Below are 26,163 nucleotides of genomic sequence, written 5' to 3' on the forward strand. Positions count from 1 at the left end.
GAAGCGGGCTTCCCATTTTCAACTCCGTTCACGGGGAAGTGCGACATAACGCTGGTTGTCGCCGGAGCGCACCAACATCAGCACGCGCTTGGCATCGCCCTTCTTCACCGCGGCTTCGACATCGGCGGCATTCGCCACCTGCTTGCCGGCCACTTCAAGAATGACATCGCCTTCCTTCAGCCCGCGCTCGGCGGCAGCCGAGTCCGGATTGACCTGGGTGATGCGGACACCGGCGCCATCATCGGCGGGTGCCACTTCGATGCCGAGCGACGAGAGATCGAAGCCGTCATCGGGCTTGGTCACGCCGGCCATCTTGGCGGGATCGGACGGCATGGTGCCGATCTTCACGTTGATGGTTTCGGCCTTGCCGTTGCGGATGATGTCGATCGGGATCTCGCTGCCGGGCTTCACCTTGGCGATGGTGCGGGCCAAGTCGCGGGCGTCGGAGATCTCCTTGCCGTTGGCCTTCAGGATGGTGTCACCCTGCTTGATGCCGGCCTTCAGCGCGGGCGAGTTTTCCGTCAGGTCCGAGACGATGGCGCCCTGGGCCTTCGACAGGCCGAGGCCTTCCGCCAGGTCTTCCGTCACCGGCTGGATCTGCACACCGAGCCAGCCGCGGGTCACCGAGCCGTTCGACTTCAGGCTGTCCACCACGTCACGCACAATCGATGCAGGGATGGCGAAGCCGATGCCGACCGAGCCGCCCGAGGGCGAGAAGATGGCCGAGTTCACACCCACCACTTCACCGTTCAGGTTGAAGGAGGGGCCGCCGGAGTTGCCCTTGTTGATCGAGGCATCGATCTGCAGGAAGTCGTCATAGGGGCCGCTGCCGATGTCGCGGCCACGGGCCGAGACGATGCCGGCCGTCACCGTGCCGCCGAGGCCGAAGGGATTGCCGACAGCCATGACCCAGTCGCCGACCTTGGCTTCAGACGAGGCCAGAGGGACCGCGGGGAAGGTCTTGTCTGACTTGATCTTGAGAAGCGCAAGGTCGGTTTTCTGGTCTTTGCCCACCACGGTCGCGTCATATTCGTTGCCGTCCGAGAAGGTGACGGTCACGGACTTGGCGCTGTCCACCACGTGGTTGTTGGTGACGACATAGCCGTCAGAGCTGATCACGAAGCCCGAGCCCACCGCCATGCCTTCGCGGCGCTGCGGCTTCATGTTGGGGGCATTGCCGCCGAACTGGTCGCGGAACTGCGGGAACTGGTTGAAGAAGTCGCGGAACTGGTCAGGGATCTGGCCCTGCCCGCCGGAGGTGTCGGAGACCTCTTCGATCTTGACCTGGACGCTCACGACCGACGGCATCACCTTGTCGACAAGCGGAGCGAAGCTGCGGGTCGGGTCAACCACCAGCGGGGCGGCCGCCTGGGTCTGGGTCTGTGTCTGGTCGGCCAGCGCCTTCACCGGCGAAGGAACCATGGTCGAGGCGGTGAGCAGGGTCGAGCCCATCAAGGCGGCGGCCAGCAGGCTCAGCACCGTCTTGCGCGAGGGGGAAAACTTCGATGACATCTCTTCAACTCCATCATCAGTGGGTATGGTGAAGAGATAGGGTTTCCCGGCTTACATCAGCATTACGGCGCGATGAATTAACCGTAAGGTTTGCGGCAAGGCTGCGGCAAACCAGGCTTATTTGCGGACCAGGGCGTCCAGCTGGGCCTTTTCGGCCTCGCTCAGGCCTTCCACGGGGGAAACCGGCGCGGCGCGGCGGCGCAGCAGGAAGAAGCCACCGCCCAGCAGCACCGCGAAGGGCGCCAGCCACAGAATCAGCGTCTCCGGAGTGAAGCGTGGCTTCAGCAGCACATAGTCGCCATAGCGCTCGACCACGAAGTCCACGATCTCGTCGTCGCTCTTCTTCTGCAGCAGCTGCTCGCGGATGAGAATGCGGAGGTCGCGGGCGACGCTCGCATCCGATTCGTCGATCGACTGGTTCTGGCAGACGAGGCAGCGCAGCCCCGCCGAGATGTGGCGCGCCCGCGTTTCCAGTGCAGGGTCCTGCAGCACTTCGTCAGGCTGTACCGCGAAGGCGGGTGCCGCCAGCCAGAGCGAGAAGACGAGCGAGAGGGCGAAGCGGGCGCGGTTCATCGGGGTCACTCGGCCGCTTGCGGCACGGGCATCGCCGCAGCAGCAGGCCGCTTCGGCACGCCGATCCGCAGGCGGCGGTCGGTGAGCGAGAGAAGCCCGCCCAGGAACATGATGAAAGCGCCCACCCAGATGAAGCTCGCCATGGGATTGAACGAGGCGCGGACCACGTACTTGCCGTCAGCGCCCTTGTCGCCCAGCACCACGTAGACGTCACCCCAGAAGCCCTGGAACAGGCCCACCTCGGTCGTCGGCATGCCGCGCGGGCGGAAGTTGCGCTTCTCGGAGACGACATCCTTCACGAGCGTGTCGCCCTTCATGATGTCGAAGCGGCCCAGCGTACCGTCGTAGTTGGGGCCGGAGAGCGGCTCGATCCCCTTGAACACCACCGTGTATCCGGCCACCGGAATGCTGTCGCCCGGCGGGATCGAGACGATGTGCTCTTCCTTCCACAGCGAGAGGATGATCACCCCGATGACGATGATGCCAAGCCCGCCATGGGCGAAGGCCGTTCCGAAGGCGCTGCGCGGCAGGCCCTTGAAGCGGGCCCAGGCGATATGGAGCGGTTGTGATCCCACCCCTGCCCTCTGCAGGATGTCGGCGGCCGCACCGAACACGAGCCAGAAGCCCATGGCGATGCCGAGCGGCGCCAGCCAGGGGCCGCGCACGGTGATGACGAGCACCACGAGCGTGATCGCAAGCGCCGCCGCTGCCGCCCACCACAGGCGGCGCATGGCGTTCAACACGTCGGCGCGCTTCCACGTCAGCATGGTGCCGAGCGGCATGATCAGCAGAAGCGGCAGGAAGATCGGCCCGAAGGTGAGATTGAAATAGGGAGGTCCGACGGAAATCTTGTCGCCGGTCAGGGTTTCGAGGGCCAGCGGATAAAGCGTGCCGAAGAACACCGCCGTGCAGGCCGCCGAGAGCAGCAGGTTGTTCAGGACGAGCCCGCCTTCGCGGCTCACCGTTGCAAACAATCCGCCCGTCTTCAGCGACGGCGCGCGCAGCGCAAACAGCGTCAGGCTGCCGCCCACGAAGATCAGAAGGATGGTGAGAATGAAGGCGCCGCGTTCGGGGTCCACCGCAAAGGCATGGACAGAGGTGAGAATGCCGGAGCGCACAAGGAAGGTGCCAACCAGTGACAGCGAGAAAGCAAGGATCGAGAGCAGGATCGTCCAGATCTTGAGGGCACCACGCTTCTCAACGACGATCGCCGAATGCAGAAGTGCAGTGGAAATGAGCCAGGGCATCAGGCTCGCGTTTTCAACCGGGTCCCAGAACCAGAAGCCGCCCCATCCCAATTCGTAATAGGCCCACCAGGCGCCCATGCCGATGCCGATGGTGAGGAAGGCCCACGAGAGCAGCGTCCATGGCCGCACCCAGCGCGCCCAGGCAGCATCGACGCGGCCTTCGATCAGGGCGGCCACGGCGAAGGAAAAGGCAATCGAGAGACCCACATAGCCCGCGTAGAGGAAGGGCGGATGGAAGGCGAGTGCCGGGTCCTGCAGGATGGGGTTGAGGCCGTTGCCTTCAACCGGCGCCGGCATCAGGCGGATGAAGGGATTGCTGGCAATCGCGATAAAGACGAGGAAGGCAAGGCCGATCGAGCCCTGCACCGAAAGGATGCGGGCCTTGGTCGTATCCGGCAGGTTGTTGCCGAACACCGCGACCGCCGCGCCGAAGAGCGCGAGGATCAGCACCCAGAGCAGCATCGAGCCCTCGTGGTTCCCCCACACGCCGCTGATCTTGTAGAGCAGCGGCTTCATGGTGTGGGAGTTCTCGGCCACGTTCAGCACCGAGAAATCGGAAATGAGATAGGCGTGGGTGAGCGCAGCGAAGGCAATCGCCAGCAGCGTCAGTTGGACCACCGCTGCTACCGAGGCGGACGCCATCAGGGTCACGTCGTTCCGCCATGCCCCCCATTGCGGCACGATGGTCTGGTAGGCGGCAACGGCAAGGGCAAGCAGAAGCGCGAAATGACCGATCTCTGTGATCACTGTGTTGTCGTCTGGCCTTCCTGCCAGACCCCCTTTTCCTTGAGCTTGTCGGCAACGTCCTTGGGCATGTACTTTTCGTCATGCTTGGCGAGAACGGTGTCGGCCACCATGGAGCCGTCACCCTGCAGCGTGCCCTCGGCGACAACCCCCTGCCCTTCGCGGAAGAGATCAGGCAGTTGCCCCTTGTAAGTCACCTTCATGGATTTCAGCGTATCCGTCACGGCGAAGGAATACATCGCATTCTGGCCCTGCACAAAGGTGCCCTTCTCCACCAGTCCGCCGAGGCGGAGCCGGGTGCCCGGCTGCACGGCTTTCTCGGCGATTTCGCTTGGTGTGTAGAAGAACACGATCGTGTCGCGGATGGCGTAAAGGATCAGGCCCGCCGCAATGCCGAGAATGGCCAGCGAGGCAAGGATGACGGCGGTGCGGGTTTGTTTGCGAGTCATTTCAGTCCGAGTTCCTGTGCCAGTGCCGCAAGCTGCGATTGGGCACCTTGATCTTGCTCAAAGGCCGCGCGCGCCTTGTCCAGGGCGGTCTGCGCGGCGTCTGCCTCTTTCAGTACAACGCGGGCGCGAATAAGGCGCAGCCAGCCGTCGATGTTCTTGGGGTCAGCATCCAGCTTTGCCTGCAGCCCGTCCACCATGGAGCGGATCATCGCCTGCTGGTCGCCCGCACTCATGGTGGAGGCGTCCTGCACCTGTTGTTCGGTTGGGCCGGGTGCGGCGGGCTTCGGGTTCTTCAATGCGGCAATCTGCTTTTCGACTTCGGCCCGCCATGGCGCATCGGCCGGCGCATCGGCCAGCAGAGACTGGAAGGCGGCAAGGGCCGCTTCATGCTGGTTGTCCTGCGAAAGTCCCAAGGCCACATAGTAACGGCCCTTTGCGTTCTTCGGATCAAGCTTCACGGCTTCCTGTGCGGCGGTCATGGCGTCGGCGGGCATCAGGCCGTTGCCGGCGAACATCAGCGTTTCCGCAAGATCGGCAAACTGGTCGGCGGTGCCGCCGCCCTTCAGCCTGATGATCTCGCGCATGGCGCGCGCCGCATCGTCGAAGCGGCCCATGGCCTTGTAGCTGGGCAGGATCACCTCCCAGCCGGTGACGTCGCCCGGGTTCTTCTGGAGATGCTGCTCGACCTTGTAGATCATCGCCTCAAGGTCGCCCGCCTTCTCGGCATTGGCCATGCGCGCAGCCTGCGGCAGGTCGGGCAGCACGGGAGAGCCGCCCCGAACGTAGAGGGCGCCCGCCACCAGCGGAATGAGCAGCACGGGAAGGAGGATGAGCCAGCTCCGCCCGGCGGCAACGGGTGTTGAACCATCGGCCGAGACGGCCAGCAGTCGGCGGGCCACCTCGGCACGGTGGGCCTCGGCCTCCTGCGGCACCAGAGCGCCGCGGGCGAGGTCGGCCTCGATCTCCGAAAGCTGTTCCTTGTAGATTGCCATCTGGGCTGCGGCGGAATCAGTGCCAAGCCTGGCGCCGAGGCGGCGTGCTCCCCAGACGAGCGAAACCACCGTCAGCAGCGACAGGGCGGCAAGTATGAACCAGATTTCCATGTGACCTGAACGTTCTTGATTTTGCCCTTACATATAGATGCAATGCCTCAATCCGCCATGGCCCATTGTCGCATGGGCGGCGTGGCCTGTCGGAAAACAATGGAGGCCACCCCCTCACTTTGTTATGAGGACGGCTCAACCGGAAATCGCCCATGAAGAGCCGTTATTCAGTTTTTTCCTTGGCCCGCAATGCCTTCTCCTTCCACAAGGACTGGGAACGCGCCTGGCGCTCCCCCTCCCCCAAGGCCGAGTATGATGCCGTGATCGTGGGTGCGGGCGGCCATGGCCTCGCCACCGCCTACTACCTCGCCAAGAACCACGGCATGACCAACATCGCGGTCGTCGAAAAGGGCTGGCTCGGCGGCGGCAACACCGGCCGCAACACCACCATCATCCGCTCGAACTACCTGCAGGACCCCTCGATCGCGATCTATGAGCTGTCGCGCTCGCTCTACGAGACCCTGTCGCAGGAACTGAACTACAACATGATGTTCTCGCCGCGCGGCCTGATGATGCTGTGCCAGACGGAACATGAATTCCGCGCCATGAAGCGCACCTCCCATGCCAACCGGCTTGCCGGCCTCGACTGCCGCATGATCACGCCGGCCGAGGTGAAGGAGATCGTCCCCATCGTCAACGATGATCCCAACTGCCGCTATCCCATCCTCGGCGCCTACTACCAGCCGCGCGGCGGCACGGGCCGCCACGATGCCGTGGCCTGGGGCTATGCCCGCGGGGCCGACTCCATGGGCGTCGACATCATCCAGAACTGCGAAGTGACCGGCATCCGCCGCGAGGGCGACAAGGTCGTCGGCCTCGACACCAGCAAGGGCTTCATCAAGACCAAGAAGATCGGTGTCGTTGCAGCGGGCCATGTCTCCACCATCATGGACATGGCAGGCGTGCGCATGCCCATCGAGAGCATGTGCCTGCAGGCGCTGGTCTCCGAGCCGATCAAGCCGCTCATCGATTGCGTCGTCATGGCCAACACCGTGCACGGATACATCAGCCAGTCCGACAAGGGCGAACTGGTGATCGGCGGCGGTACTGATCCCTACAACAACTATTCGCAGCGCGGCTCCTTCACGGCGCTGGAGCACACCATCACGGCACTCGTTGAAACCTTCCCCGTCATCTCGCGGCTCCGCATGCTGCGCCAGTGGGGCGGCATCGTCGACATGACCGGCGACCGTTCGCCGATCCTCTCCAAGACCGATGTGCAGGGCCTCTACGTCAACTGCGGCTGGGGCACGGGCGGCTTCAAGGCCATTCCGGGTTCCGGCTGGGTCTTCGCCGACACCATGGCGAACGACCGCCCGCATCCGATTGCTGAGCCCTTCTCGCTCAAGCGCTTCACCGAAGGCCGGCTCATCGACGAAAGCGTCGCCGCCGCCGTGGCGCACTAAGGGAGGTTACCGATGATTGTTGTCACCTGCCCCGTCTGCGGCATCAAGGGCGATGAAACCGATTTCCACTACGGCGGCCAGGCCCATGTGCGCCGACCCGCCACCACCGACCCCGTGAACATCACGGACGAGGAACAGCGCGACTATCTCTTCATCCGCCACAACCCGAAGGGCCTGCACTTCGAACGCTGGCGCTGCGACCGCGGCTGCGGAAAATGGTTCCACGCCGCCCGCGATACCGTGACCCTCGACTTCAAGGCGTTCTACGGCATCACAGAACTGCCGCCTGTCGAACTGCAGCAGCAGGCGAAGGGCCCGTGGGCCGAGTATTTCCAATCCCGTGCGAAGGCGAAGTGACGCGATGACTGGCAAACCCTATCGTCTGGCAACCGGCGGCAGCCGCATTGACCGCAGCAAGCCGATCTCGTTCTCCTTCGACGGCAAGATGCTCCCCGCCTTCGCGGGCGACACCGTCGCCTCCGCCGTCATGGCCGCGGGCCAGCGCGTCATGGGCCGCAGCTTCAAGTATCACCGCCCGCGCGGTGTCGTGGGCCTCGGCTCCGAGGAAATGAATGCGCTCATCGGCGTGGGCGTCGGCGCCCGCCACGAGCCCAATCTCCGCGCCACCCAGATCGAACTCTTCAACGGCATCACCACGGTCTCGCAGAACCGCTGGCCGTCGCTGACCTTCGATGTGAGCGCCATCAACAACACCCTCTCGCGCTTCTTCCCCGGCGGCTTCTACTACAAGACCTTCATGTGGCCGCGCGCCTTCTGGAAGCACGTCTACGAGCCGGTGATCCGCCACGCCGCGGGCCTCGGCAAGGCGCCGGAAGAGCGTGACCCCGACACCTACGAGCACATGCACATCCACGCCGATGTTGTCGTGGTGGGTGGCGGCATCGCCGGCCTCACCGCCGCGGAAGCGGCAGCGGCCGGCGGCGTGCGCGTTCTCCTCATCGATGAAAATCCGGTGCTGGGCGGCATTGCCGACATCACCGCGGGCAAGATCGGGGATGTGTGCGTCGCCGATCACGCCAGGGCCGTGGCAGATCGTCTGGCCGCCCTTCCCAATGTGCAGATCCTCTCGCGCACCACGGCGGTGGGCCACTTCCATCACAACTACATGATGGCCTTGGAGCGCGTCGCCGATCACGATCCGTCGCTCCTCGCCAACGGCGCGCCGCGTCACCGCCTGTGGAAGATCCGCGCCGGACACATCCTTCTTGCGACCGGCGCGCTCGAGCGCCCCATCGCTTTCGCCAACAACGACCGCCCGGGCATCACGCTTGCCTCTGCCGTGCGCGGCATGGTGGAGCGCTATGGCGTTGCCCCCGGCACCAACGGCGTGGTCTTCACCAACAATGACGATGCCTATCTGACAGCCATCGTGCTGCGCAAGGCGGGCGTGAACGTGCGCGTGGTCGACAGCCGTGCCCGTCCGCAAGGCGATCTCGTGCAGCGCGCCATTGCGGAAGGGATCGAGATTTCGCCCAGCTCGGTGATCTCGAAGGTCGAGGGCAATCTCAACATCAAGGCCGTCAAGATCGCCGCCTACCGCAAGGGCCAGGGCCGCGTCATCACCGAACAGAAGGTCGATTGCGATTTCATCGCCATGTCGGGCGGCTGGAATCCGGCGCTGCACCTCTGGTGCCACAACGGCGGCAAGATCAAATTCGACGACACGCTGGCAAGCTTCCGCCCCAACACGCACACCGACGCCATCACGGCCATCGGTGCGGCGAACGGCACCATGAGCGTGGCCGAGACGCTGAGCGAGGCGCTTGCTGCCGGTGAAGCCGCCGCCAAGTCTGTGAATGCCAAGGCCAAGGCATCGAAGATCAAGCTGCCGGCCATCGAGGAACCGTCGCGCGGTGCGCTTGAGCCCCTGTGGTTTGCGCCCGCAACGGGCGGCTACAACGAAGGCAACAAGCACTTCATCGATTACCAGAACGATGTCACCGCCGCCGACCTCGAACTCGCCCAGCGCGAAGGTTACGAGTCGGTCGAGCACACCAAGCGCTACACTACCTTCGGCATGGCGACCGACCAGGGCAAGACCTCGAACCTGAACGGCCTCGGCATTCTCTCGGAAGCCACCGGCAAGTCCATCCCCGAGATCGGCGTCACCACCTTCCGCCCGCCCTATACGCCCTATTCCTTCGGCGCCATCGCGGGTGCGCTCACCAAGGACCTGTTCCTGCCGGTGCGCCGCACGCCCATCTTCCAGTGGCACAAGGACAAGGGCGCGGTGTTCGAGCCGGTGGGCCAGTGGCGCCGCGCCTACACCTACCCCACCGCGGGTGAAGACAAGCACGCCGCCATTGCCCGCGAAATCCTCGCGGTCCGCAACAAGGTCGGCCTGCTCGATGCCTCCACCCTCGGCAAGATCGAGATCAAGGGCCCCGATGCGGCGGAATTCCTCGACCGCATGTACACCAACATGTTCTCCACCCTGAAGGTGGGCAAGTGCCGCTACGGCCTGATGATGAACGAGCTTGGCTTCCTCACCGACGACGGCGTCACCGTGCGCCTCGCCGATGATCACTTCCTCATGCACACCACCTCGGGCGGCGCCGACCGCATCGCCGCCTGGCTCGAGGAATGGCTGCAGACGGAATGGACCCACTACAAGGTCTTCGTCACGCCGGTCACCGAGCAGTGGGCGCAGTTTGCCATCGCCGGTCCGAAGGCGCGCGAACTGCTGCAGAAGCTCGGTCCCGACTTCGATGTCTCGAACGAGGCCTTCCCGCACATGTCGTTCAAGGTGGGCCGCCTCGGTGGCTATCCCGTGCGCATCTTCCGCATCTCCTTCTCGGGCGAAATGTCCTACGAAGTGGCCACACCGGCCAATCTCGGCCGCGGCCTCTGGGATGCCATCGTTTCCGCGGGCGAGGAATTCGGCCTCGAAGCCTACGGCACCGAAGCGCTCCACGTGCTCCGCGCCGAAAAGGGCTACATCGTCATCGGCGATGAAACCGACGGCACCACCACGCCCATCGACGTCGGCCTCGATGGCCTCGTCTCCAAGAAGAAGGCGGACTTCATCGGCAAGCGCTCGCTGGAACAGTCCTTCCTCAAGGGCCCCAACCGCAAGCAGCTTGTGGGCCTCCTCACCGAGGATCCGAACGAGGTGCTGCCCGATGGCGCCTACGCCGTGCGCGAGGTGAAGGACAAGCCGCCCATGGACATGATCGGACAGGTCACGTCGACCTACCTGTCTCCCACTCTTGGCCGCTCCATCGCCATGGCCCTCATTGAAAACGGCCGCGCCCGCATGGGTGAAACCATCTCCTTCCCGCTCGATGGCGGCAAGGTGGTGAAGGCCAAGATCGTCAGCCCCGTGTTCTATGACCAGGATGGAGGCCGCATCAATGCTTGAGGCCCGCTTTGAATCGCCGCTCGCCCATGCCGAGGCGGCCGCCAACACCTACGTCTCGCTCCGCGAGATCGCCGAGCGCGGCATGATCGATCTGCGCGGGCTCGCCAGCGACAAGAAGTTCATGGCCGCCGCCAAGGCCGTGCTGGATGTGGACCTGCCGAAGCAGCCGCGCACCGCCGCGACATGGGGCGACATCCGCGTCTTCTGGCTCTCGCCCGACCAGTGGCTCATCACCTGCCCGCGCGCCCGCGCCCAGGAATTGACCGACGCCCTGACCAAGGAGCTTGAAGGCATCCATTCGCTTGCCGTCAATGTGTCTGACATGCGCGCCATCATTCGCCTCGAAGGCGAAGGGGTGCGCGAAGTGGTGATGAAGGGGACCTCGATCGATCTCACCCACGGCGATTATCCGCCGGGTACGGTGCGCCGCATGCGCTTCGCCGAGATCGCCGCCCTCCTCCACATCGTCGAGGACAGCGTCATCGACATCTACGTCTTCCGCTCCTACGCGCAGTATACGTGGGACTTCCTGCGCAAGGCCGCTCGCAAGGGCAGCGAAGTGCGGGTCTTCCCCAAGGCGGAGTGACGCGCGCTCAGCCCAGGGCCTTCTCGATCCCCGCGATCAATGAATCCCGCACGCGGCCTTCGCGATGCGGCTCGCGCGCAGCCGCCTCGCGCAGGCTCAGTTGCGCACTATGGCCATCGAAGCGCGCCTTGATCTCTTGCGCGTCCCCGCGTTCGCCGCTGTGGCCACAGCAGGAAAGCGCGTACATCATGTCCCACGCCCCATCGACAACCTTGAACTTCTGATAGGCCGCGGCGTAGTTGCCCTCGGCGAAATCTGCCATGGCGCCAAACTCGTCATACCAGAGCGGCGGCATCGGATGGGTCTCGCGGGCTCTCCGCAAGGCATCGCGGCTCGCGGCAAAGTCACCGTTGAAGGCGTGGAAGAGTGCTGTATCCGCGAGAATGTGCGGATCATGCGGATTGAAGCGCAGAGCCTTCGCATAGGTTTCCTTCGCGGCCTCCAGCCCTTCCACCCACATCTGCGAGAAACCCATCACCGCATGGCATCCCGCATTTGCCGGGTCGAGTTCCAGTCCGCGCCGTGCATGTTCAATGCACTGTTGGTGGGCCGTCCACTCGAAGCGGAACAGGAACAGGCTGTTGTAGCAGCAGGCCAGCCAGCGCTGCGCCTCGGCGCTGCGCGGGTCTTCCTCGATTGCCCGCCGCAGCGACTCCATCGCTGTGTAATTGGCATCGATCGTCAGATCGCGGAAATGCCAGATGCCCTTCACGATGTTGAGGAAGGGCGCAGGCTTGTCCAGCGCCGGCGCGAGCAGGCTGAGTTCCAGTTCGAGCCGCGCCAGAATGTGCCCGGCCACGATTGCCGCCAATTCCATATGGTGCGCGCCGCCTGCTTCCGGGTGGTCGAAGACATCCGCCCAAAGAACCTTGCCGGTGCTCAGTTCCGCAAGGCGCAGCGAAAGGCGGCAGCGCCCGTCTTCCAGCCCGAGCTTGCCGGTGATGAGGAAGCCGTTCTGCGACTGCGTGAGGCGCGCATCGAGGACATCGACGTTGCGGTAGCGCGCGAGAACATCAAGAATGTCGTCGGTGAGGTTCTGCGCCCGCCGCGTCTCGGCCTCGGTTCCACGCAGCGTGTCAATCGCGCCGACGAACAGCCTGACCTTCTTCGCGATAGACGGGTCTTGCGCTGGTGAAGCGGCTTGGGGCTGAGGTCCCGCGTAGGTGTAGCCGCGCCCGTGCACGGTGGTGATGAGGTCGGGGCCCAGCGCCTTGCGCAGGGCGGAGATGTGCGCCTGCAGCGCGTTCTCGCCCACGATCTGCCCGCTCCACACCACGTCCTGGATGTCGGACTTGCTGACGAGCCTGCCCGGGCGCGAGAGCAGAAGATCGAGGATTTCAAGCGAGCGCTTGCCGAGGTCGGTTGATCCGGCCGGGCCATCCAGGCGCCATTCGCTGCGGTCGAGGGCGAAGTCCGCAAATTTCAGCACGCTCATGGGCGGGACAATTCCAAAACTGTCCCCGCCCGGCAAGTCTCCTGATCCGGCCCCGCCATCGAAATCAGGAATAATTCAGGAGTGGCCCAAGGATTGCCGCCCGGGTTTCAAGCACCTTCAGGGCATCACAGGAGATGCCAGATGACCCTCGCCCTTCCCCACCGCCGCTCCGTCACCACGATTTCCGCCTCGCTTCGTCCCCTGTTGCGTGGCCTCGCTGTCACGCGCACCTTCACTGCCAACCTGCTCCGGGCCCTGGTGAAGATCCCGGCAGCCCTCAGCGAGGCATATGGACAGGCCTTTCTCGCGCTGTCGCCGGGCGCAAAGACACAGCGCGATTTCGCCGATACGCCCGAGCGCTGGTAAGCCGCCAAAAACAAAAAACGCCGCCTCCCTCGCGGGAGACGGCGTTTGAAATGTCTGTCGCTGCGCTGGCCTCAGGCCATGCTGCGCTTCTTCCAGTCGAAGAGCTTGTCGAAGCCACCGAAGGGATAGAGGTGCGGGGCCGCGATCTTCAGTTCCGGCTTGTCGAAATGGAGCCGCGCCAGCTGCTCCACGAACTCGGTCGGCTCCGACACCGTGAGCAGCTTGGTGATGTTGAGCGCCTGCTTGCGGATGAAGCGGGCAGAATTGCCCACGCCGCACATGGCGGCATACTTCACCAGCGTCTTGATGGTGGCGGGCCCGGGAATGCCCACATAGACGGGAAGGTCGATCCCCGCCGTGCGGAGCGACTGCGCCCACAGCGCCAGCGGGCCTGCCTCGAACAGGAACTGCGTGGCGATGAAGCCCTCGATGCCGTTCGCCTTCAGCCAAGCGGTCTTCTCGGTGAGGGCGGCAAGCAATGCGGCCTCGCCGTGTTTCTTGGTGATGTCGGGGTTGCCTTCGGGGTGGCCCGCGATGCCCATGCGGGTGATGCCCGCCTTCTGGAAGAGGCCGGTGCGCATCATCTGGATCGCCGCATCGAACTTGCCGATGGGCTCGGGCGCACCGCCGCCAAGCGCCAGAACCGTCGTCACACCGGCGCGGTCGCGGAAGGCCGAGAGGCGAGCATCGAGGTCGGCCTCGTCGCGCACGAAGCGGGCGGGCACATGCGGCACAGGGTCGAAGCCCAGCTTGCGCAGTTCAGCCGCAGCGTTGATCTGCGCTTCAAGGTCCTGCGCCTCGATGAGCGCGATGAAGACCGTGGCGCCCGCCGGCATGTTGTCCTTCAGCAGGGGAAATTTCTCGATCTGCTTGCCCGTCACCTCGATGGTGGCGTTGGCCAGGAAGGCTGCCGAAGGGTTGGCCATGGTGGCCGATGCAGTGGGCGGGAACTTGACGCTGGTATCCATTGGGCATGCCTCGATCAGAACGTCGCTATCGTGCCATGCCTGTCGCCCATCGCTCTTGCTTTTGCGACACGGTCAGCCTGTTCCCGACCATTCCGCTGATATTGCGTCGCAAAATGACCAGTCGATGACGCCTATGGACAAAATGCCGGAAATGGACCATGGAGTCGCAAACAGACCATTCCCGGAGGGGGTGCCCCATGTTCGGAGACAAGTCCAAGTCGCTGCCCCATGCGGTGGCCCTGATCCTTCTTCCCGAATTCACGATGATGCCGGTCACCTCGGCGATCGAGCCCCTCCGCCAGGCCAACCGCTTCGCCGAGAAGACGCTCTACCGCTGGACCATGCATTCGATCGACGGCCAGCCGGTCGCCGCCTCCAACAACATTCTGACGATGGTCAACGGGGATCTGGAGTCGGTTCCGGCCGATGCCTCGATCATCGTCTGCGGCGGCCTCAATGTGCAGAAGCACGCCGACCGCCGTCTCATCGCGTGGCTGCGCAAGGTGGCGCGCCGCGGCGTCGAAATCGGTGCGGTCTGCACCGGCGCCCATGTGCTTGCTGAAGCGGGCCTTCTCGACGGCTACAAGTGCACCATCCACTGGGAGAACCTTCCGGGCTTCACCGAGGCCTTCCCGGAACTGGAAGCAACGGGCGGCCTCTTCGAGATCGACCGCGACCGCTTCACCAGCGCGGGCGGCACCACGGCCATCGACATGATGTTGACGCTGATCGCCAGCCAGCACGGGCCGGACCTCGCTGCGCAAGTTGCCGAAGCCATTCTCCATTCGCCCATCCGCCATCACAGCGAAAACCAGCGCATGTCGCTGCCGGCGCGCATCGGTGCGCGGCATCCGAAGCTGGTGTCGATCATCGAGAAGATGGAAGGCTGCCTGGAAGATCCGCTCTCGCCCAGCGTGCTCGCCAAGCAGGCCGGCTTGTCGACGCGCCAGCTCGAGCGTCTCTTCCGCCGCTACCTCGACCGCTCGCCGAAGCGCTACTATCTCGAACTGCGTTTGAAGAAGGCGCGCTCGCTGCTCCTGCAGACGGATCTGTCGGTGATCAACGTGGCGCTTGCCTGCGGCTTCTCATCGCCATCGCATTTCTCGAAATGCTACCGCTCGTTCTACGGCCGCACGCCCTATCGTGAACGGGGATTGCCGACGCCTGCCGCCGCCGACACGGGGGCGGAAATCGGGGAGCGAATCTGACGATTCGCTCCCCTACTCCGACGGCAGTCCGCGACCGGGGGCAGTAAACGGATTGCTGTCTGAGCCAAAAACTTGGGCCTCAGGACCACGAAACAGGCGCTACATCGGTATAGAGTTTCACTTAACTCTCGCATGAGTTTGAATCAAGTAGCGTGGGATTTTTCCAGATTTCTTTCATTATCAACCTTTTGAATGCGTAAATTTGGTTGTCGCAATTCGAATAGAAATAATCTCAAGTTGCAATCCCTGCGCGGAAAAGCTGAATGCTTTCAGCGAATGCAATCAAATTGCTGGTGCTGCGGTGCCGAGAAGGGCCGGAAGCTTGAGCTTGGCGCGCAGGCCCCCCAGCTCCGCCTGATCGAGCGAGGCCTGCCCGCTGTACATGGCAGCCGTCTCGGAAACGATGTTCAGCCCCAACCCTGAACCAGGCTTGGACTCGTCCAGCCTCTGTCCCCGCTTCATGGCGATGGCGCGTTTTTCGGGCGGCAGTCCGGGGCCGTCGTCGTCGACCTCGATCATCATCCAGGGCCGGCCGTCATCGCCGTTCTGGGTAAGGAGGCGCGCCCGCACCAGCACCTTGGTCTTGCTCCACTTGCAGGCGTTGTCCATCAGGTTGCCCACCATCTCCTCGAGGTCCTGGCGCTCGCCGCGGAACTTGAGCGCGGGGCCAGGTTCCACGATCACTTCCAGTCCGCGGTCGCGGTTGATCCGCTGCAGGGTGCGGGCAAGCGCCTGCAGCACCGGATCGACGTCGGTCGCGGAGCCCACCGTCTGGGCCCGGGCGGCGCGGCGGGCGCGGTCGAGGTAGAGGTTCACCTGCTCGCGCATCACGCCGATCTGCTCCGTCACCTTGTCGGAGAGCGGCCCCTTGTGGTCGCGCGCCTCGTTGGTGAGAACGCTGATCGGAGTCTTGAGCGCATGGGCGAGATTGCCCACCTGCATGCGCGCCCGGTCGATGATCTCGAAATTGGATTGGACCAGCAGATTGAGCTCGTCGGCGATGGGTTGCATTTCGGCGGGGAAGTCGCCCTCCAGCATTTCCACCTTGCCGGCGCGGATGTCGTTGAGCTTGCGCTCCATCACCTTCATCGGCTGCAGGCTGTAGCGCACCTGGAAGAAGATCGCCGCCAGCAGGCCGAAGCCGATCAACGCCAGCGACACGTAGAGGCCGCGGCGGAAGGCCAGCACCTCGGCGCGCAGTTCATCGAAATTCCCGGTGACGACAAAGGAATAGTCATCGTTGCTGCCGAAGAGCTTGAGCCGCTGCTCGATGCCGCGCAGCTGGTTGCCGGCACCGTCGACGAGCGAGAAGCGGGCATAGCCTTCCTGGTCGCGCTTGTTCACGGCATTGGCGGGCAGCATCAGCGGCGGCTCGAGCAGCGAGGCCGAGGCCACGAACTTGCCGCCCGGCTTCACCGCGTTCACCTGCCAGTACCAGCCGGAATCCTGAAGCTGGAAGCGCGTGTCAGCGAGGCTGCCCTGGATGCGCGGCGCACCATCGGGCGAGAGTTCGATATTGACCTGCAGGCCATCCATGATGGCGCGGAGACGTGCATCGAAGTTCCGCTGCACCGTCTGTTCGAAGAGTTCGGACAGCACGATCACCGCAGCCAGCAGCAGCACGACGGCTGTCACGGCCGCCGATACGGTAAGGCGGAAGGCGAGTGAGTTAGTCCTCATTGCCGGGCGGCTGGACGCAATAGCCCATGCCGCGGATGGTGTGCAGCACGTCCACGCCCAGCTTCTTGCGCAGGCGCCCCACGAACACTTCCACCGTGTTCGAGTCGCGGTCGAAATCCTGGTCGTAGAGATGTTCCACAAGTTCGGTGCGTGAGACCACCTTGCCCATGTGCATCATCAGGTATTCGAGCAGGCGGTATTCGAGCGAGGTGAGCTTCACCGGCATGCCGTTCACCATCACCTTGGCGCCCTTGGTGTCGAGGGTGACGGGGCCGCAGGTGAGTTCGCTCGAGGCCTGCCCCGCGCTGCGGCGCACGAGGGCGCGCACGCGGGCGAGGATCTCTTCCATGTGGAAGGGCTTGGTCACGTAATCGTCGGCGCCGGCATCGAAGCCCGCCACCTTGTCGCTCCAGCGGTCGCGCGCGGTGAGGATGAGCACGGGCATCTTGCGGCCGGCACGGCGCCATTTTTCCAGCACGCTCACGCCATCAAGCACGGGGAGGCCGAGATCGAGGATCACCGCGTCATAGGGAGAGGTCTCGCCGAGGTAGTGTCCCTCTTCCCCGTCGAGGGCCTTGTCCACCACATAGCCCGCATCGGCGAGCGCCGTGGTGATTTGCCGGTTGAGATCGGCATCGTCTTCAACAACGAGAACGCGCATGAGAGAATTGGCTCCAACTGTGACAGCCGGGCCGTCCGGTCTAGAGGATGTCGCCGCTGCGACCGTCCACCATCACGCGAGTCAGCCTGCCACCGCCGCGCAAGGTGACAGCATAAACGCCTGAGGGCAAGAGTTTGACATTCAACACCTTTGCGCCCGGCATGACCTGGCGGGCAATGCGGGCAGCCTCGCGCGGGCGGATGGTCAGGCCCTGGCCGGCGCCCATGCCGGGGTCTGCCCCCGGGTCGGCGAGGTCGGGGTCGGCGTAGTCCTGGGATTGGGCATAGTCGTTGGCGCCGGGAGGCGGCAGCAGGAACTCCCCCTGTCCCGGCACGGCGTAGAGGTGCTTGAGCCGACCGGCCTGAGCTGGACCCGAGACGCCACACAAAAGACCCGCCACCAGCGTCAGTGGCAGGGCAATTGCAGCGATCCTCGTCATCAGATAATTCATGGCACTCCGCCCCAGTGATACAGGTCCGCTCATAGGCTCTGTAACCTGAACCGCACATGAACGGTTCCGCACCTGCGAAAGACGGGAAAGTCGCGGCCCCCCAATGGTTTACGAAACCTTTCCGGCACCCCGCCCTGGCCCCGTTCCGGAGCCCCCGCGGAGGGGGCCTGGAGCCACCGCCGCGGCGATTTTCTCGAGCGAGCGACCGCCCACGTAACCCCCGACACCGATGGACAAAAATTGCCACAACTCGGGGGGAATCAGGGTCCAGCGCGGGTTGAACGGCAGGGTCCGGCCCGCCATCAGGTCGGCAAGCGGCAGCACAAGCCCGACAAAGGCCAGGAAGGCGAAAATGCCGGTCATCATCAGCGGCCGCCAGCTGCGAGTCAGCCAGGACTCGGAGGCGATCTCGGCGAGGACGACTGACTGCTGCAGGGCCTCCTCCCGGGCCAGATGCTCCACCAGCTTGCCCTTGAGGTCGGCCTCCAGCTTCCGCCGCAGTTCCGTGTCGGCAATGTAGGCATCGAGGATCTTGGTGACGGGGCCGGACATCAGTCCCCCCACCAGGCTGGTCACGAGCGGAACGGGAATGGGCATCAGCGGGTCTCCGGTTGGTCTGGAAAGATGATCTGCACAAGACGCCGCAGCAGCCGGGCGAGCAGTGTCACGGCGCAGGTGCGCGGTTCGGGTACAAGTGGCGCCGGTGGTGCGGCAGCCGTGCCCGCCGTGGTGGCGGCAAAGAGTTCGCCTTCAAGTGCGCGGCGCCGGACGAGGCCGGGCAGCGTGTGGCCGCCCGCCTTCACCCAGAGGTTCAGCCGCGCCGGTACATCGGCAAAAGCGCCCGCGTTCACGGTCTTCAGCACGCTCGAGGCACGGAAGGCGCCGAGCCCCACATTATAGGCGAAGGAGACGAGCGCCGAGAACTGGTTGCCGGTCAGCTCCACCGTCACAGCCTTGCGCACGCCGCGGGCCACCGCCTCCACGTCACGCGCCAGGATCGCGGCGCCCTCCTCGGCGGTGATGCGCAGTCCCGCCGTCACGGCAGGAGGTCCGGCCATGGAGGTATGGCCATAGCCGATCGTCCATACGCCCACCGCATCGCGATAGGCTTCGGCGCGAAATCCTTCGAGGCGGCGGATCAGAGCCAGTCCCTCCTCGGTCATCATCATGGCCGGGCTCCGGCAAGAAGGTTCAGCAGCTTCACCGCCCAGGCGCCAAGCCCGGCAGCGGCGGAGAACATTACCAGAAGCGCCATCCAGCCGCCCTTGGCGCGCACCAGCGTGTCGCGGATTTCGCGCACATCGCTGCGGATCGCCTGCAGCTCCTGTTCCACCGTTTCCATGCGGGCCTGCAGCCCGCCGATGTCGCGTTCGAGGTCGTTCATTCTCTCAGGTCCTGTCTGTCATCATCCAAGGCGCGTGGCGGCAAGGGTTGTCGCAGGGCCGGTGCCATTTGCAGGAAAGCTCGCTTTCATCACGCCGTTGCTGCCCAGCGTCGCCGCCATCTGCAATCGCACTGTCTGGGGTGCAGCCAGCGTCACAACCTGCACCGTCTGGAGTCCGGTGAGCCAATTGAGCGTCGAGGGTGCGGACTGCGAAATCATGCCCAGCACGTTGGTTCCGTCGGTGACGCGGAGCGCGACCACCGAGGCATTGGCGGTCGGCCGCATGAAATGGCTGGTGGCAACGATCAGCCAAGTGCCCGCCGCAAGGTCCAGCTGCACGCCGTCATAGAACACGTTGGCAAGCAGCAGAGTGACGTCGGCTGCGAGGCTCGCGCGCAGAGTGGCGGGTGTCACTGCGGCAGCAGCCGAAACGAGATCGCTGGTCGCGCCGTTCTCGCGCTTTCTGAATTTGCCCGCTGTCGAACTGTACCAGACCTCGCCATCGAGCGGAGCGGCAGGATCGGCGGCGCGCGCCGCCAGCCGCAGCGACTGGTGCGCCGTGAGCGTGCCCGTCGCGGCATCGGCGGAGAGCGCATCCGTGAAGGTGGAACCGTCTGCACTCACCTTGATCCGGAACGAGTCGCTGCCCGTGGTGCCCATCTCAGCCCGTCCCGAATATCCGGTCTGGAACAGCAACGAGGCCGTATCGGCTGACGTGGCCTTGTTGACCTTGAGCTGGTGGCTCGTGCCATCGTGATTGAGCAGCGTGGCCCGCGCGGCCACCGCCAGCCGGTTGGTGGCATCCGCCGTGGCATTGATGCCGAGGCGCTCCAGCGTTTGCGGCGGCGGAGGGGGCGGCGGCACGATCACCGTCGCGCGCCAGCCCGTCCCATCAAAGGCGATGAGAAGGTCCTCGTCGTCGATCCACAGCCGCCATCCCTCGCGCGGCGTGAGAAGGCGCCAGTCACCGTCGCAGAAGAAAGCGAGTTTTCCTGTCGCGCCCGCCCAGGCGCCCGTCGCGTTCGCCGCCACCACATAGCGGTCGCCGTTTGCAGGAGCTGCCGGCGGTGCCGCCAGTTGCCGCGATTTCACCCCACCCTGCACCAGGCCGTCCAGCAGCGACAGCGCCTCGTTTTGTGTCACGTGTTTCTGCGCCTGTGCGGCAGCAAGGTAAGGCAATCCCAGGAGCGGTGTATCAGACATCGAAGAGCCTTTCGGTTGAGGGGCCTGCCCCCGCCTCGCTGCTCACCTGCGCCACGCGCAAGGTGAGGCGCTGCGGCGGCGCGGCAAAGTCGGCGGCGCGCTCGGCATCGCCGTAGAAGAATTGTGGCGCCGTCACTTCGAGCGTACGGCAGAGCCGGGCACCCTCGAGGACCGCGACGCGATAGCGTTCCGCATTTTCGCCAATCGGCACCTCGGCCAGGTCCCAGGAGTTGCCGTCGAGGCGGGACTGCCTAATCCATGTGAACAAAAGCCCGCCGCTCACCGCCCGCATCGCCAGCCGGACGGGTGCGAGCGGGCGCAGCGCCTTCAGCGTTCCGGAACACGTGAGGTCGGCGTAGGCGGGATGGCCGTGATCGAACATCGCAGGGCCGATCCGCCATGTGGAGGCGAGCCCTGCCTGCGCCAGCGCCAACGGCACCTGCTGCACCGCGCCGTTGAGCAGCACGAAGCGTTCACCGGCGGCACGCAGCGGCAGCATCTCCGCCGCACTGCCGCCCAGCCCGCGCAACAGCCCCCGCAAGCGGTAACTTTGCGCAGCGATCAGTTCCGCGCGTTCAAACTGGATGATCTCGAAGCCCGTTTCGGGTGAGCCCACCGCCGCCGCATTGCCGCCGTTCAGGAGTTCCGCCCGGCTGATCGACGACAGCGCGCCATGGTCGAGCACAACGTCGAGCGTGCCGCCCGCATTGATGCGCCCCGTCTCGCCGCCTGCAAGCGCCGTGAGCGTCGTTCCCATCGTCGCCTGCCCGTCGAGGGTCAGCGCCACATCGAAAGCGCCCGGCGCCGTCTGCCGCAGCAGCGTCAATTGTCCCGGCCAGGGCGAAGCCTGCGCCGCGAGCCACGGCGAAGCGGGCTGAGCTCCCGCCACCCAGGCGAGGTCCATCAGCACTGCATCCGGCGGACCGTAAACCGCAACATCCGTGGTCGCGGCCAGCGCCTGCGCTGGCGCGGCCACGCGATAAAGCCCGGCATCATGGGCCACGGCCTCCACCTTGCGCGCCTCGCCATCGGCAATCGAGATGATCCGCCACGTGCGGGTGCCCAGCCGCACCACATCACCCGGTTCCAGCGCAAGCTGTGAGGCCGGCAACGTGAACGCAGCTGTCGTGCGCTGCTGCCAGGCTTCCTCCAGTGCCACGTCGCAGCGGGCCTGCGCCAGGCTCCGCGTCACGGCGGCGGGAAGATCGAGCGCGATTTCCCGCGCACTCCGCGTGGCGCCGTTCAACTGCATCACCGTGGCGGCACGGTAGTCATGCGCCGCGTCGGCATAGGAAATCCGCACCACCGCCGGCAGGTCTGTTTCCTGCGCGCGTGTCTCGCGCATCACCGCTTCATTGCGGCCCTCGGCCACCAACTCCCCGGCAAAAACTTCATCGATATTCATCCGTGCGCGGAGCAAAATACGGCCGCCACTCTCCACCGCATCCAGCGAAAAGGCCTGCAACAGACCCTCCAAGGCGTCCCGGCCCGAAATCGGGCGGTCGATGACGAAGCCGTCAATCAGCTGCGCCGCCTCACCCACATCGATGGCATCGAGGCCGTAGCGGGCGCAGACGGCCTGCACCAGTTCACCCATGTCGACCGCACCCAGCCTGCCGTTCAGCCAATGCCCGAGCGCATGATTGTCACAATCACCCCAGACATCGCGCCGTGCCGGGAAGGCGGGATAGGGCCGCGCATCCCAGGCCCAGGCGAACAGCCGTTCGGGCGTGACCATTCTCTTCCCCGTCACCGCAGACACCGGATTATGCGGGCCCGCGGCTCCCCAGTGGTCCATCATGGCCGTCAGGTAGCGGCCCTGCATCAGGGCATCGGCATCACCGCTGGAGAAATGCGGGAGCGCACTTTCGGATGATTTCACATCGACGAAGACATTCGGGCTGTTCGTGCCCTTGTCGATCGCCGGGCAGCCGAACTCCGTGAACCAGATGGGCTTCGATTGCGGGATCCACGGCGTGGGCGTTGCGCTCTCGACACCGCCCAGCCGGTTGTAGTGCGGATTGAGCCACCAGGACTTCACATCCTTGGGACGAAACACCCAGGGCTTGCCATAGGCCCCGTCGCTGATCGGCGTGCGCCGCTGCGCCAGCCTGTCTTCGGCGGAGGCATAATACCAATCGTAGGCTTCCCCGCCCGCGATCCCCGCCTTGAGATAGTCCGTGTCGTGGATGGACCGCCATCCCGCCTGCCAGTCGGCATGGCTCGTGCCATCGCGCCAGTCCGAGAGCGGCATGTAGTTGTCGATGCCGATGAAGCTGATGGCGGGCGACGCCCACAGCGGATCGAGATGGAACTGCACGTCGCCCGAACCGTCCGTAGGCTGATGACCGTTGTATTCCGTCCAGTCCGCCGCATAGGAAATCTCGGCGGCGGGCAGGATCGCCTTCACCTCCGCCGCGAGTGTCTGCAAGGCCGCCACGAAGGGATAGGTTGAGGGACCGGAGCGCAGCGTTGTGAGGCCGCGCATCTCGCTGCCGATCAGGAAGGCATCGACGCCGCCCGCATTGGCGCACAGCTTCGCATAGTGCAGGATCATGCGGCGGTATGACCATTGCGCCGCCCCGGTGAAACGGACCGTGTCATCCGCGGCCGTGAACTGCGCCGCCGTGGCGGTGCCGACGAAGGCGTTGATCTCCGCTGCAGCAGCCGCCGACTTGTCGGGGGAGCCTGCGCGCCCCGGCGCGATGCTCGCCGTGATGCGCCCGCGCCAAGGATAGGCCGCTTGTGACACACCGCCATAGGGATCGGGCAGTTGGTTGTTCGCCGGCACATCCATCAGCACGAAGGGATAGAACATCACCTTCAGCCCGCGGCGCTTGAGGTCGGCGATGGCATGGCGCACCGACGCATCGGACGGCGTGCCGCCATAGGCTGCAGCGCCGTTGACGCGGCTCACCTCGTAAGCCTCGTTACGCGTGATGCCGGAGACGCGCCATTTGCCGCCGGTTGTCGTCTTGTCGCGCGCATCCACAGCGGGCCGCAGAAGGCAGGAGCCGCAGCGCAGGTCATTGCCGAACCAGGCCACGACGATTGACGCCATGCCGACATTGGGCGCGCTCGCCTGCAATTGATCGAGCGAAGCGGTCCAGTCGCTGCGCCCGGCAGAGAGATGGGCGTTCTCTGCCGTCACCTGTCCGCGTCCCGTCTGGCGCTGCACGATCTCCGTGTCGTAACCGAACTCGGTCGCACCGGGGATGATGGTCACCGCCTTCAGCTTCTGCGCCACGGCGCTTCCACCGCGCAGGATCTCGAAGGCGAGCTGTGGAATGCGGTTTCCGAAATCAGTGAGCGGCATGCGCTCGAACACGATATAGGCGAGCCCGCGATAGGCGGGTGTCTGCCCTGCCCCTTCCACCGCCTCGATCAGGCTGTCCGGCAGCCGCGCTTCGCCACCGCTGTAAAGCCGCGTGGTATAGGCCGAGAGATCGATCTCGCGACCGTCGGCCCAGACCCGGCCGATGCCGTCGATCACGCCCTCGCACAGGCCCACGGCGAAATTGGCGAAGTAGGAATAGGTGGTGGTCTTCGCCGCCGCCTTGGCTCCGCCCTTGCCGGAGGCCTTGGCGGAAGATGTGTTCGATACTTCAATCAGATTGCTGGCCCAGATCACCTGGCCCGAGAGCCGCATCCGCCCCCACATCACCGGCACGGCAGCGCCTTCCTCCGAGGCCATGACGCGGAGGTCGGTGAGGCGCGGGCCTTCCGTGTTGCGGGCCTTGCCGAAGAGGCGCTGGTCGATGACGTTGCCGGCGATCGCACCCGCAGCGCGCCCCACGATCCCGCCCACGGGTCCGCCGATCAGCGTGCCCAGGGCAGCGCCGGCATATTGGAGAACAACGGTGGCCATGGCTCAGGTGATGTCCGGAAAGCGGAAGACGAAGGCGAGATGGTCGCGCCACCACGCGGAGAAAGTGACCTCGCACACGGCAAGCCCGTCATGGGCATGGATCATGCGCGTGGGCGCGGTAAGGATCGCGGCATGTTTCGCCGGAAGATGCGGACGCCAGCGGAAGAGCAGCACATCGCCCGGCTGCATCTCATCCGCATTGACCGGCACAAGATGGCGGAAGCCCGCCGCTGCAAACCGTTCTTCGGATGATGACTCGGCCCAACCCGGCCCGTAGGGCGGTGGCGTTTCCGGCTCCACGCCGTAAATGTCGCGCCACACCCCCCGCACCAGGCCCAGGCAATCGCAGCCGACGCCCTTGACGCTCGCCTGATGACGGTAGGGCGTACCGGTCCAGCCGCGCGCAGCGGCAACGATGTCGTCGGCAGTGGCCATGATCAGGAGAGCTTTCCGCCGCTGTTGGCCGGGTCGCCCTGCCTGGCGAAACGGGTGACGAAATCCGTGCCCGGCATGTGCGGGAAGCCCCGGAAGTTCCTGGCATTGCCGAACTTCGCACCGCAGGTGTCGAAGCGCTTGTCGCAGCCCGCCGTCAGCGTCACCCGCGCCCCCACCGCAACCTCGAACTCCGGAGAGGCCGCCAGTGTCAGCTGTGCCGTCGCGCCGAAGTTGCGTTGCCGCTTCACCTTCACCACACGGCCGTCTGCCGTGCTGAGCGTGCCGTGCGAGAACCATTCGTCCGGAATGGTGAGCCCGCTTACGCTGAGGCCGTCATCAGTCACCGCCGTGACGGTTGCCGCCGCCGTGAAGCGTCGCCCCGACAGATCAACACCGCAGCGCGTGTCACCCAGCTTCGCGTCACAGCCCTGCTGATAGACGCGGCCCCGCGTCTGCCCCAGGAGATGGGCCAGGCCCCGCACCTCGGCACGGAAAGCACCATCGCCATAACTCACTTCACCAAGGTGCCCCTTCCGCATCAGCACGCGCTGGCTGACTTCACTCCAGTTCACCCGCCACACCTCCACCTCCGATTGGTCGAAGTGCCCGGCGCGCAGCCGCGTTTCATCGAGCCGTCCCGATTGCAGCGCGCCTGCCGCCTCGAGATTGTCGACCGCGAGCCCCAGCGATGACTTCGATCTCGCTGCCGGTGAAGCCGGCCTGCGCCTCGAAGAGCGTGCCGTCGAACGCCAGCGGCTGGTCATGATCGGTGAAGCCCAGCGTCTCGCCCGTCACAAGCCGCACCCGCCAGCAGTGGCAGAGCGTCGTCACGCCGCTGTCGAGATGATCCTGCATACCGTCTGGAAGCGTCTTCATGGCCGCACCTCGATCAGAGGAATGTCGGGAATCTCGCCCGCCGCGAAATGCGAGAGATTGATGCTGATCCGGTCGGTGTCGAAGCGCACCGGCACGTCAAAGGCAAAGCCGGCGCTGATCACCGCGCCTGCCGCGGGCACATGGCCGGCAGCAAAGCTCACGCACCCCGTGGCATGATCAACCGTCACATCGGATGCGATCACGCCGTTCACCGCAACCGTCACGCTGCCGGGAACGGGTGCGGTGATCACCCGCACGTAGGCCGTGGCGCCGGTGCCATAGCGCTTCACCAGCTGGAACTGCGCCGTCACGCCATCGCCCGTGCCGATCACCTGGTCGGTGGCGGCGGGCACCGCAGATGGCAAACACGATTTCCAATCAGCCGCATCGCGGAAGCGGAAGGCGCGCAGCCGCCCGCGCCGCTCCTCGAAGAAACTCACCACGGTGTGGATGTCGTTCAGCGTCTTCACGCCGAAGCCGACATTATAACTTCGGCGCGACGCCGCCCAGCGGCTGTTGCGTTCCTCGCGGCCGGACGCCGTCGTGACAACATCGGTGCGCCGTTCGGGCCCGCCGCTGGCGCCACGGGCGATACCAACCGGAAAGCGCACGTCATCGAAACCCAT

The 26,163-nt window shown here is 65.1% G+C and carries 25 protein-coding genes; 6 read left to right on the forward strand and 19 right to left on the reverse strand.

What is annotated here, in order from left to right:
- Positions 1-18: 18 nt before the first annotated feature.
- From QM801_RS11280 to ccmI, 5 genes are all read right to left on the reverse strand, one after another.
- On the reverse strand, positions 19-1,512 hold the full coding sequence (locus tag QM801_RS11280; RefSeq protein ID WP_415019304.1) for a DegQ family serine endoprotease: 1,494 nt from the start codon (positions 1,510-1,512) through the stop codon (positions 19-21).
- Positions 1,513-1,629: 117 nt separating this feature from the next.
- Positions 1,630-2,085 (reverse strand): cytochrome c-type biogenesis protein, encoded by a 456-nt coding sequence (locus QM801_RS11285; RefSeq protein WP_415019305.1) that lies wholly within the window; start codon positions 2,083-2,085, stop codon positions 1,630-1,632.
- A 5-nt stretch (positions 2,086-2,090) separates the two neighbouring features.
- Entirely contained in the window at positions 2,091-4,079 is a 1,989-nt protein-coding gene (locus QM801_RS11290) for a heme lyase CcmF/NrfE family subunit (RefSeq protein ID WP_415019306.1), read from the reverse strand.
- Positions 4,076-4,525 carry a cytochrome c maturation protein CcmE gene (gene ccmE, locus QM801_RS11295; protein WP_415019307.1) on the reverse strand — a complete coding sequence of 150 codons (450 nt, stop codon included), beginning with the start codon at positions 4,523-4,525 and terminating at the stop codon, positions 4,076-4,078. The genes QM801_RS11290 and ccmE overlap by 4 nt, the downstream gene beginning before the upstream one ends.
- Complete coding sequence (ccmI, locus tag QM801_RS11300; protein WP_415019308.1) at positions 4,522-5,628, reverse strand: c-type cytochrome biogenesis protein CcmI; 1,107 nt, start codon at positions 5,626-5,628, stop codon at positions 4,522-4,524. Before ccmI ends, ccmE begins: the two co-directional genes overlap by 4 nt.
- 152 nt (positions 5,629-5,780) lie before the next feature.
- Between ccmI and QM801_RS11305 the strand changes: the two genes are divergently transcribed.
- From QM801_RS11305 to QM801_RS11320, 4 genes are read left to right on the forward strand one after another with little or no spacing between them, the layout of a single operon-like run.
- Positions 5,781-7,034, forward strand: a complete 1,254-nt coding sequence (locus QM801_RS11305; protein ID WP_415019309.1) for a sarcosine oxidase subunit beta family protein — start codon at positions 5,781-5,783, stop codon at positions 7,032-7,034.
- A 12-nt stretch (positions 7,035-7,046) separates the two neighbouring features.
- Complete coding sequence (locus QM801_RS11310) at positions 7,047-7,391, forward strand: sarcosine oxidase subunit delta (protein ID WP_415019310.1); 345 nt, start codon at positions 7,047-7,049, stop codon at positions 7,389-7,391.
- A gap of 4 nt (positions 7,392-7,395) precedes the next feature.
- A complete protein-coding gene (locus QM801_RS11315) occupies positions 7,396-10,416 on the forward strand; it encodes a sarcosine oxidase subunit alpha family protein (protein ID WP_415019311.1) in 3,021 nt (1,006 codons plus the stop codon).
- Positions 10,409-11,002: a sarcosine oxidase subunit gamma gene (locus QM801_RS11320; RefSeq protein WP_415019312.1), complete on the forward strand. Its 594-nt coding sequence runs from the start codon at positions 10,409-10,411 to the stop codon at positions 11,000-11,002. Before QM801_RS11315 ends, QM801_RS11320 begins: the two co-directional genes overlap by 8 nt.
- A 7-nt stretch (positions 11,003-11,009) precedes the next feature.
- On the opposite strand, the gene QM801_RS11325 is transcribed toward QM801_RS11320, so the two are convergent.
- Positions 11,010-12,437 carry a winged helix-turn-helix domain-containing protein gene (locus QM801_RS11325; RefSeq protein WP_415019313.1) on the reverse strand — a complete coding sequence of 476 codons (1,428 nt, stop codon included), beginning with the start codon at positions 12,435-12,437 and terminating at the stop codon, positions 11,010-11,012.
- A gap of 141 nt (positions 12,438-12,578) precedes the next feature.
- Between QM801_RS11325 and QM801_RS11330 the strand changes: the two genes are divergently transcribed.
- Positions 12,579-12,803, forward strand: a complete 225-nt coding sequence (locus tag QM801_RS11330; RefSeq protein WP_415019314.1) for a hypothetical protein — start codon at positions 12,579-12,581, stop codon at positions 12,801-12,803.
- A 71-nt stretch (positions 12,804-12,874) separates the two neighbouring features.
- Here the strand turns inward: QM801_RS11330 and QM801_RS11335 are convergent, their stop codons facing one another.
- On the reverse strand, positions 12,875-13,771 hold the full coding sequence (locus tag QM801_RS11335) for a methylenetetrahydrofolate reductase (protein ID WP_415019315.1): 897 nt from the start codon (positions 13,769-13,771) through the stop codon (positions 12,875-12,877).
- Positions 13,772-13,968: 197 nt separating this feature from the next.
- Here QM801_RS11335 and QM801_RS11340 point away from each other — a divergent pair, with 197 nt between their 5' ends.
- Positions 13,969-14,979, forward strand: a complete 1,011-nt coding sequence (locus QM801_RS11340; protein ID WP_415019316.1) for a GlxA family transcriptional regulator — start codon at positions 13,969-13,971, stop codon at positions 14,977-14,979.
- Positions 14,980-15,261: 282 nt separating this feature from the next.
- On the opposite strand, the gene QM801_RS11345 is transcribed toward QM801_RS11340, so the two are convergent.
- From QM801_RS11345 to QM801_RS11400, 12 genes are all read right to left on the reverse strand, one after another.
- Positions 15,262-16,659, reverse strand: a complete 1,398-nt coding sequence (locus QM801_RS11345; RefSeq protein WP_415019317.1) for an ATP-binding protein — start codon at positions 16,657-16,659, stop codon at positions 15,262-15,264.
- Positions 16,649-17,320 carry a response regulator transcription factor gene (locus QM801_RS11350; protein ID WP_415019318.1) on the reverse strand — a complete coding sequence of 224 codons (672 nt, stop codon included), beginning with the start codon at positions 17,318-17,320 and terminating at the stop codon, positions 16,649-16,651. The genes QM801_RS11345 and QM801_RS11350 overlap by 11 nt, the downstream gene beginning before the upstream one ends.
- A gap of 40 nt (positions 17,321-17,360) precedes the next feature.
- A complete protein-coding gene (locus QM801_RS11355) occupies positions 17,361-17,759 on the reverse strand; it encodes a PepSY domain-containing protein (RefSeq protein ID WP_415019319.1) in 399 nt (132 codons plus the stop codon).
- 120 nt (positions 17,760-17,879) lie between these two features.
- Entirely contained in the window at positions 17,880-18,368 is a 489-nt protein-coding gene (locus QM801_RS11360; protein ID WP_415019320.1) for a 3TM-type holin, read from the reverse strand.
- Positions 18,368-18,940, reverse strand: coding sequence for a lysozyme (locus QM801_RS11365; protein ID WP_415019321.1), 573 nt, complete (start codon positions 18,938-18,940; stop codon positions 18,368-18,370). The genes QM801_RS11360 and QM801_RS11365 overlap by 1 nt, the downstream gene beginning before the upstream one ends.
- Entirely contained in the window at positions 18,937-19,155 is a 219-nt protein-coding gene (locus tag QM801_RS11370) for a hypothetical protein (RefSeq protein ID WP_415019322.1), read from the reverse strand. The genes QM801_RS11365 and QM801_RS11370 overlap by 4 nt, the downstream gene beginning before the upstream one ends.
- Positions 19,156-19,176: 21 nt before the next feature.
- A complete protein-coding gene (locus QM801_RS11375) occupies positions 19,177-20,358 on the reverse strand; it encodes a DUF2793 domain-containing protein (protein WP_415019323.1) in 1,182 nt (393 codons plus the stop codon).
- Positions 20,351-24,226 carry a baseplate multidomain protein megatron gene (locus tag QM801_RS11380; protein WP_415019324.1) on the reverse strand — a complete coding sequence of 1,292 codons (3,876 nt, stop codon included), beginning with the start codon at positions 24,224-24,226 and terminating at the stop codon, positions 20,351-20,353. Before QM801_RS11380 ends, QM801_RS11375 begins: the two co-directional genes overlap by 8 nt.
- 3 nt (positions 24,227-24,229) lie before the next feature.
- Positions 24,230-24,661: an NlpC/P60 family protein gene (locus QM801_RS11385; RefSeq protein ID WP_415019325.1), complete on the reverse strand. Its 432-nt coding sequence runs from the start codon at positions 24,659-24,661 to the stop codon at positions 24,230-24,232.
- 2 nt (positions 24,662-24,663) lie between these two features.
- The gene (locus QM801_RS11390) at positions 24,664-25,347 is read right to left on the reverse strand and encodes a DUF2163 domain-containing protein (RefSeq protein WP_415020917.1); all 684 of its coding nucleotides are present in this window, start codon (positions 25,345-25,347) and stop codon (positions 24,664-24,666) included.
- Positions 25,286-25,537, reverse strand: coding sequence for a baseplate hub protein (locus QM801_RS11395; RefSeq protein ID WP_415019326.1), 252 nt, complete (start codon positions 25,535-25,537; stop codon positions 25,286-25,288). The genes QM801_RS11390 and QM801_RS11395 overlap by 62 nt, the downstream gene beginning before the upstream one ends.
- Positions 25,534-26,163: a TIGR02217 family protein gene (locus QM801_RS11400; protein ID WP_415019327.1), complete on the reverse strand. Its 630-nt coding sequence runs from the start codon at positions 26,161-26,163 to the stop codon at positions 25,534-25,536. The genes QM801_RS11395 and QM801_RS11400 overlap by 4 nt, the downstream gene beginning before the upstream one ends.

It is taken from the genome of Aestuariivirga sp., assembly GCF_047600585.1.
Classification (GTDB): domain Bacteria; phylum Pseudomonadota; class Alphaproteobacteria; order Rhizobiales; family Aestuariivirgaceae; genus Aestuariivirga.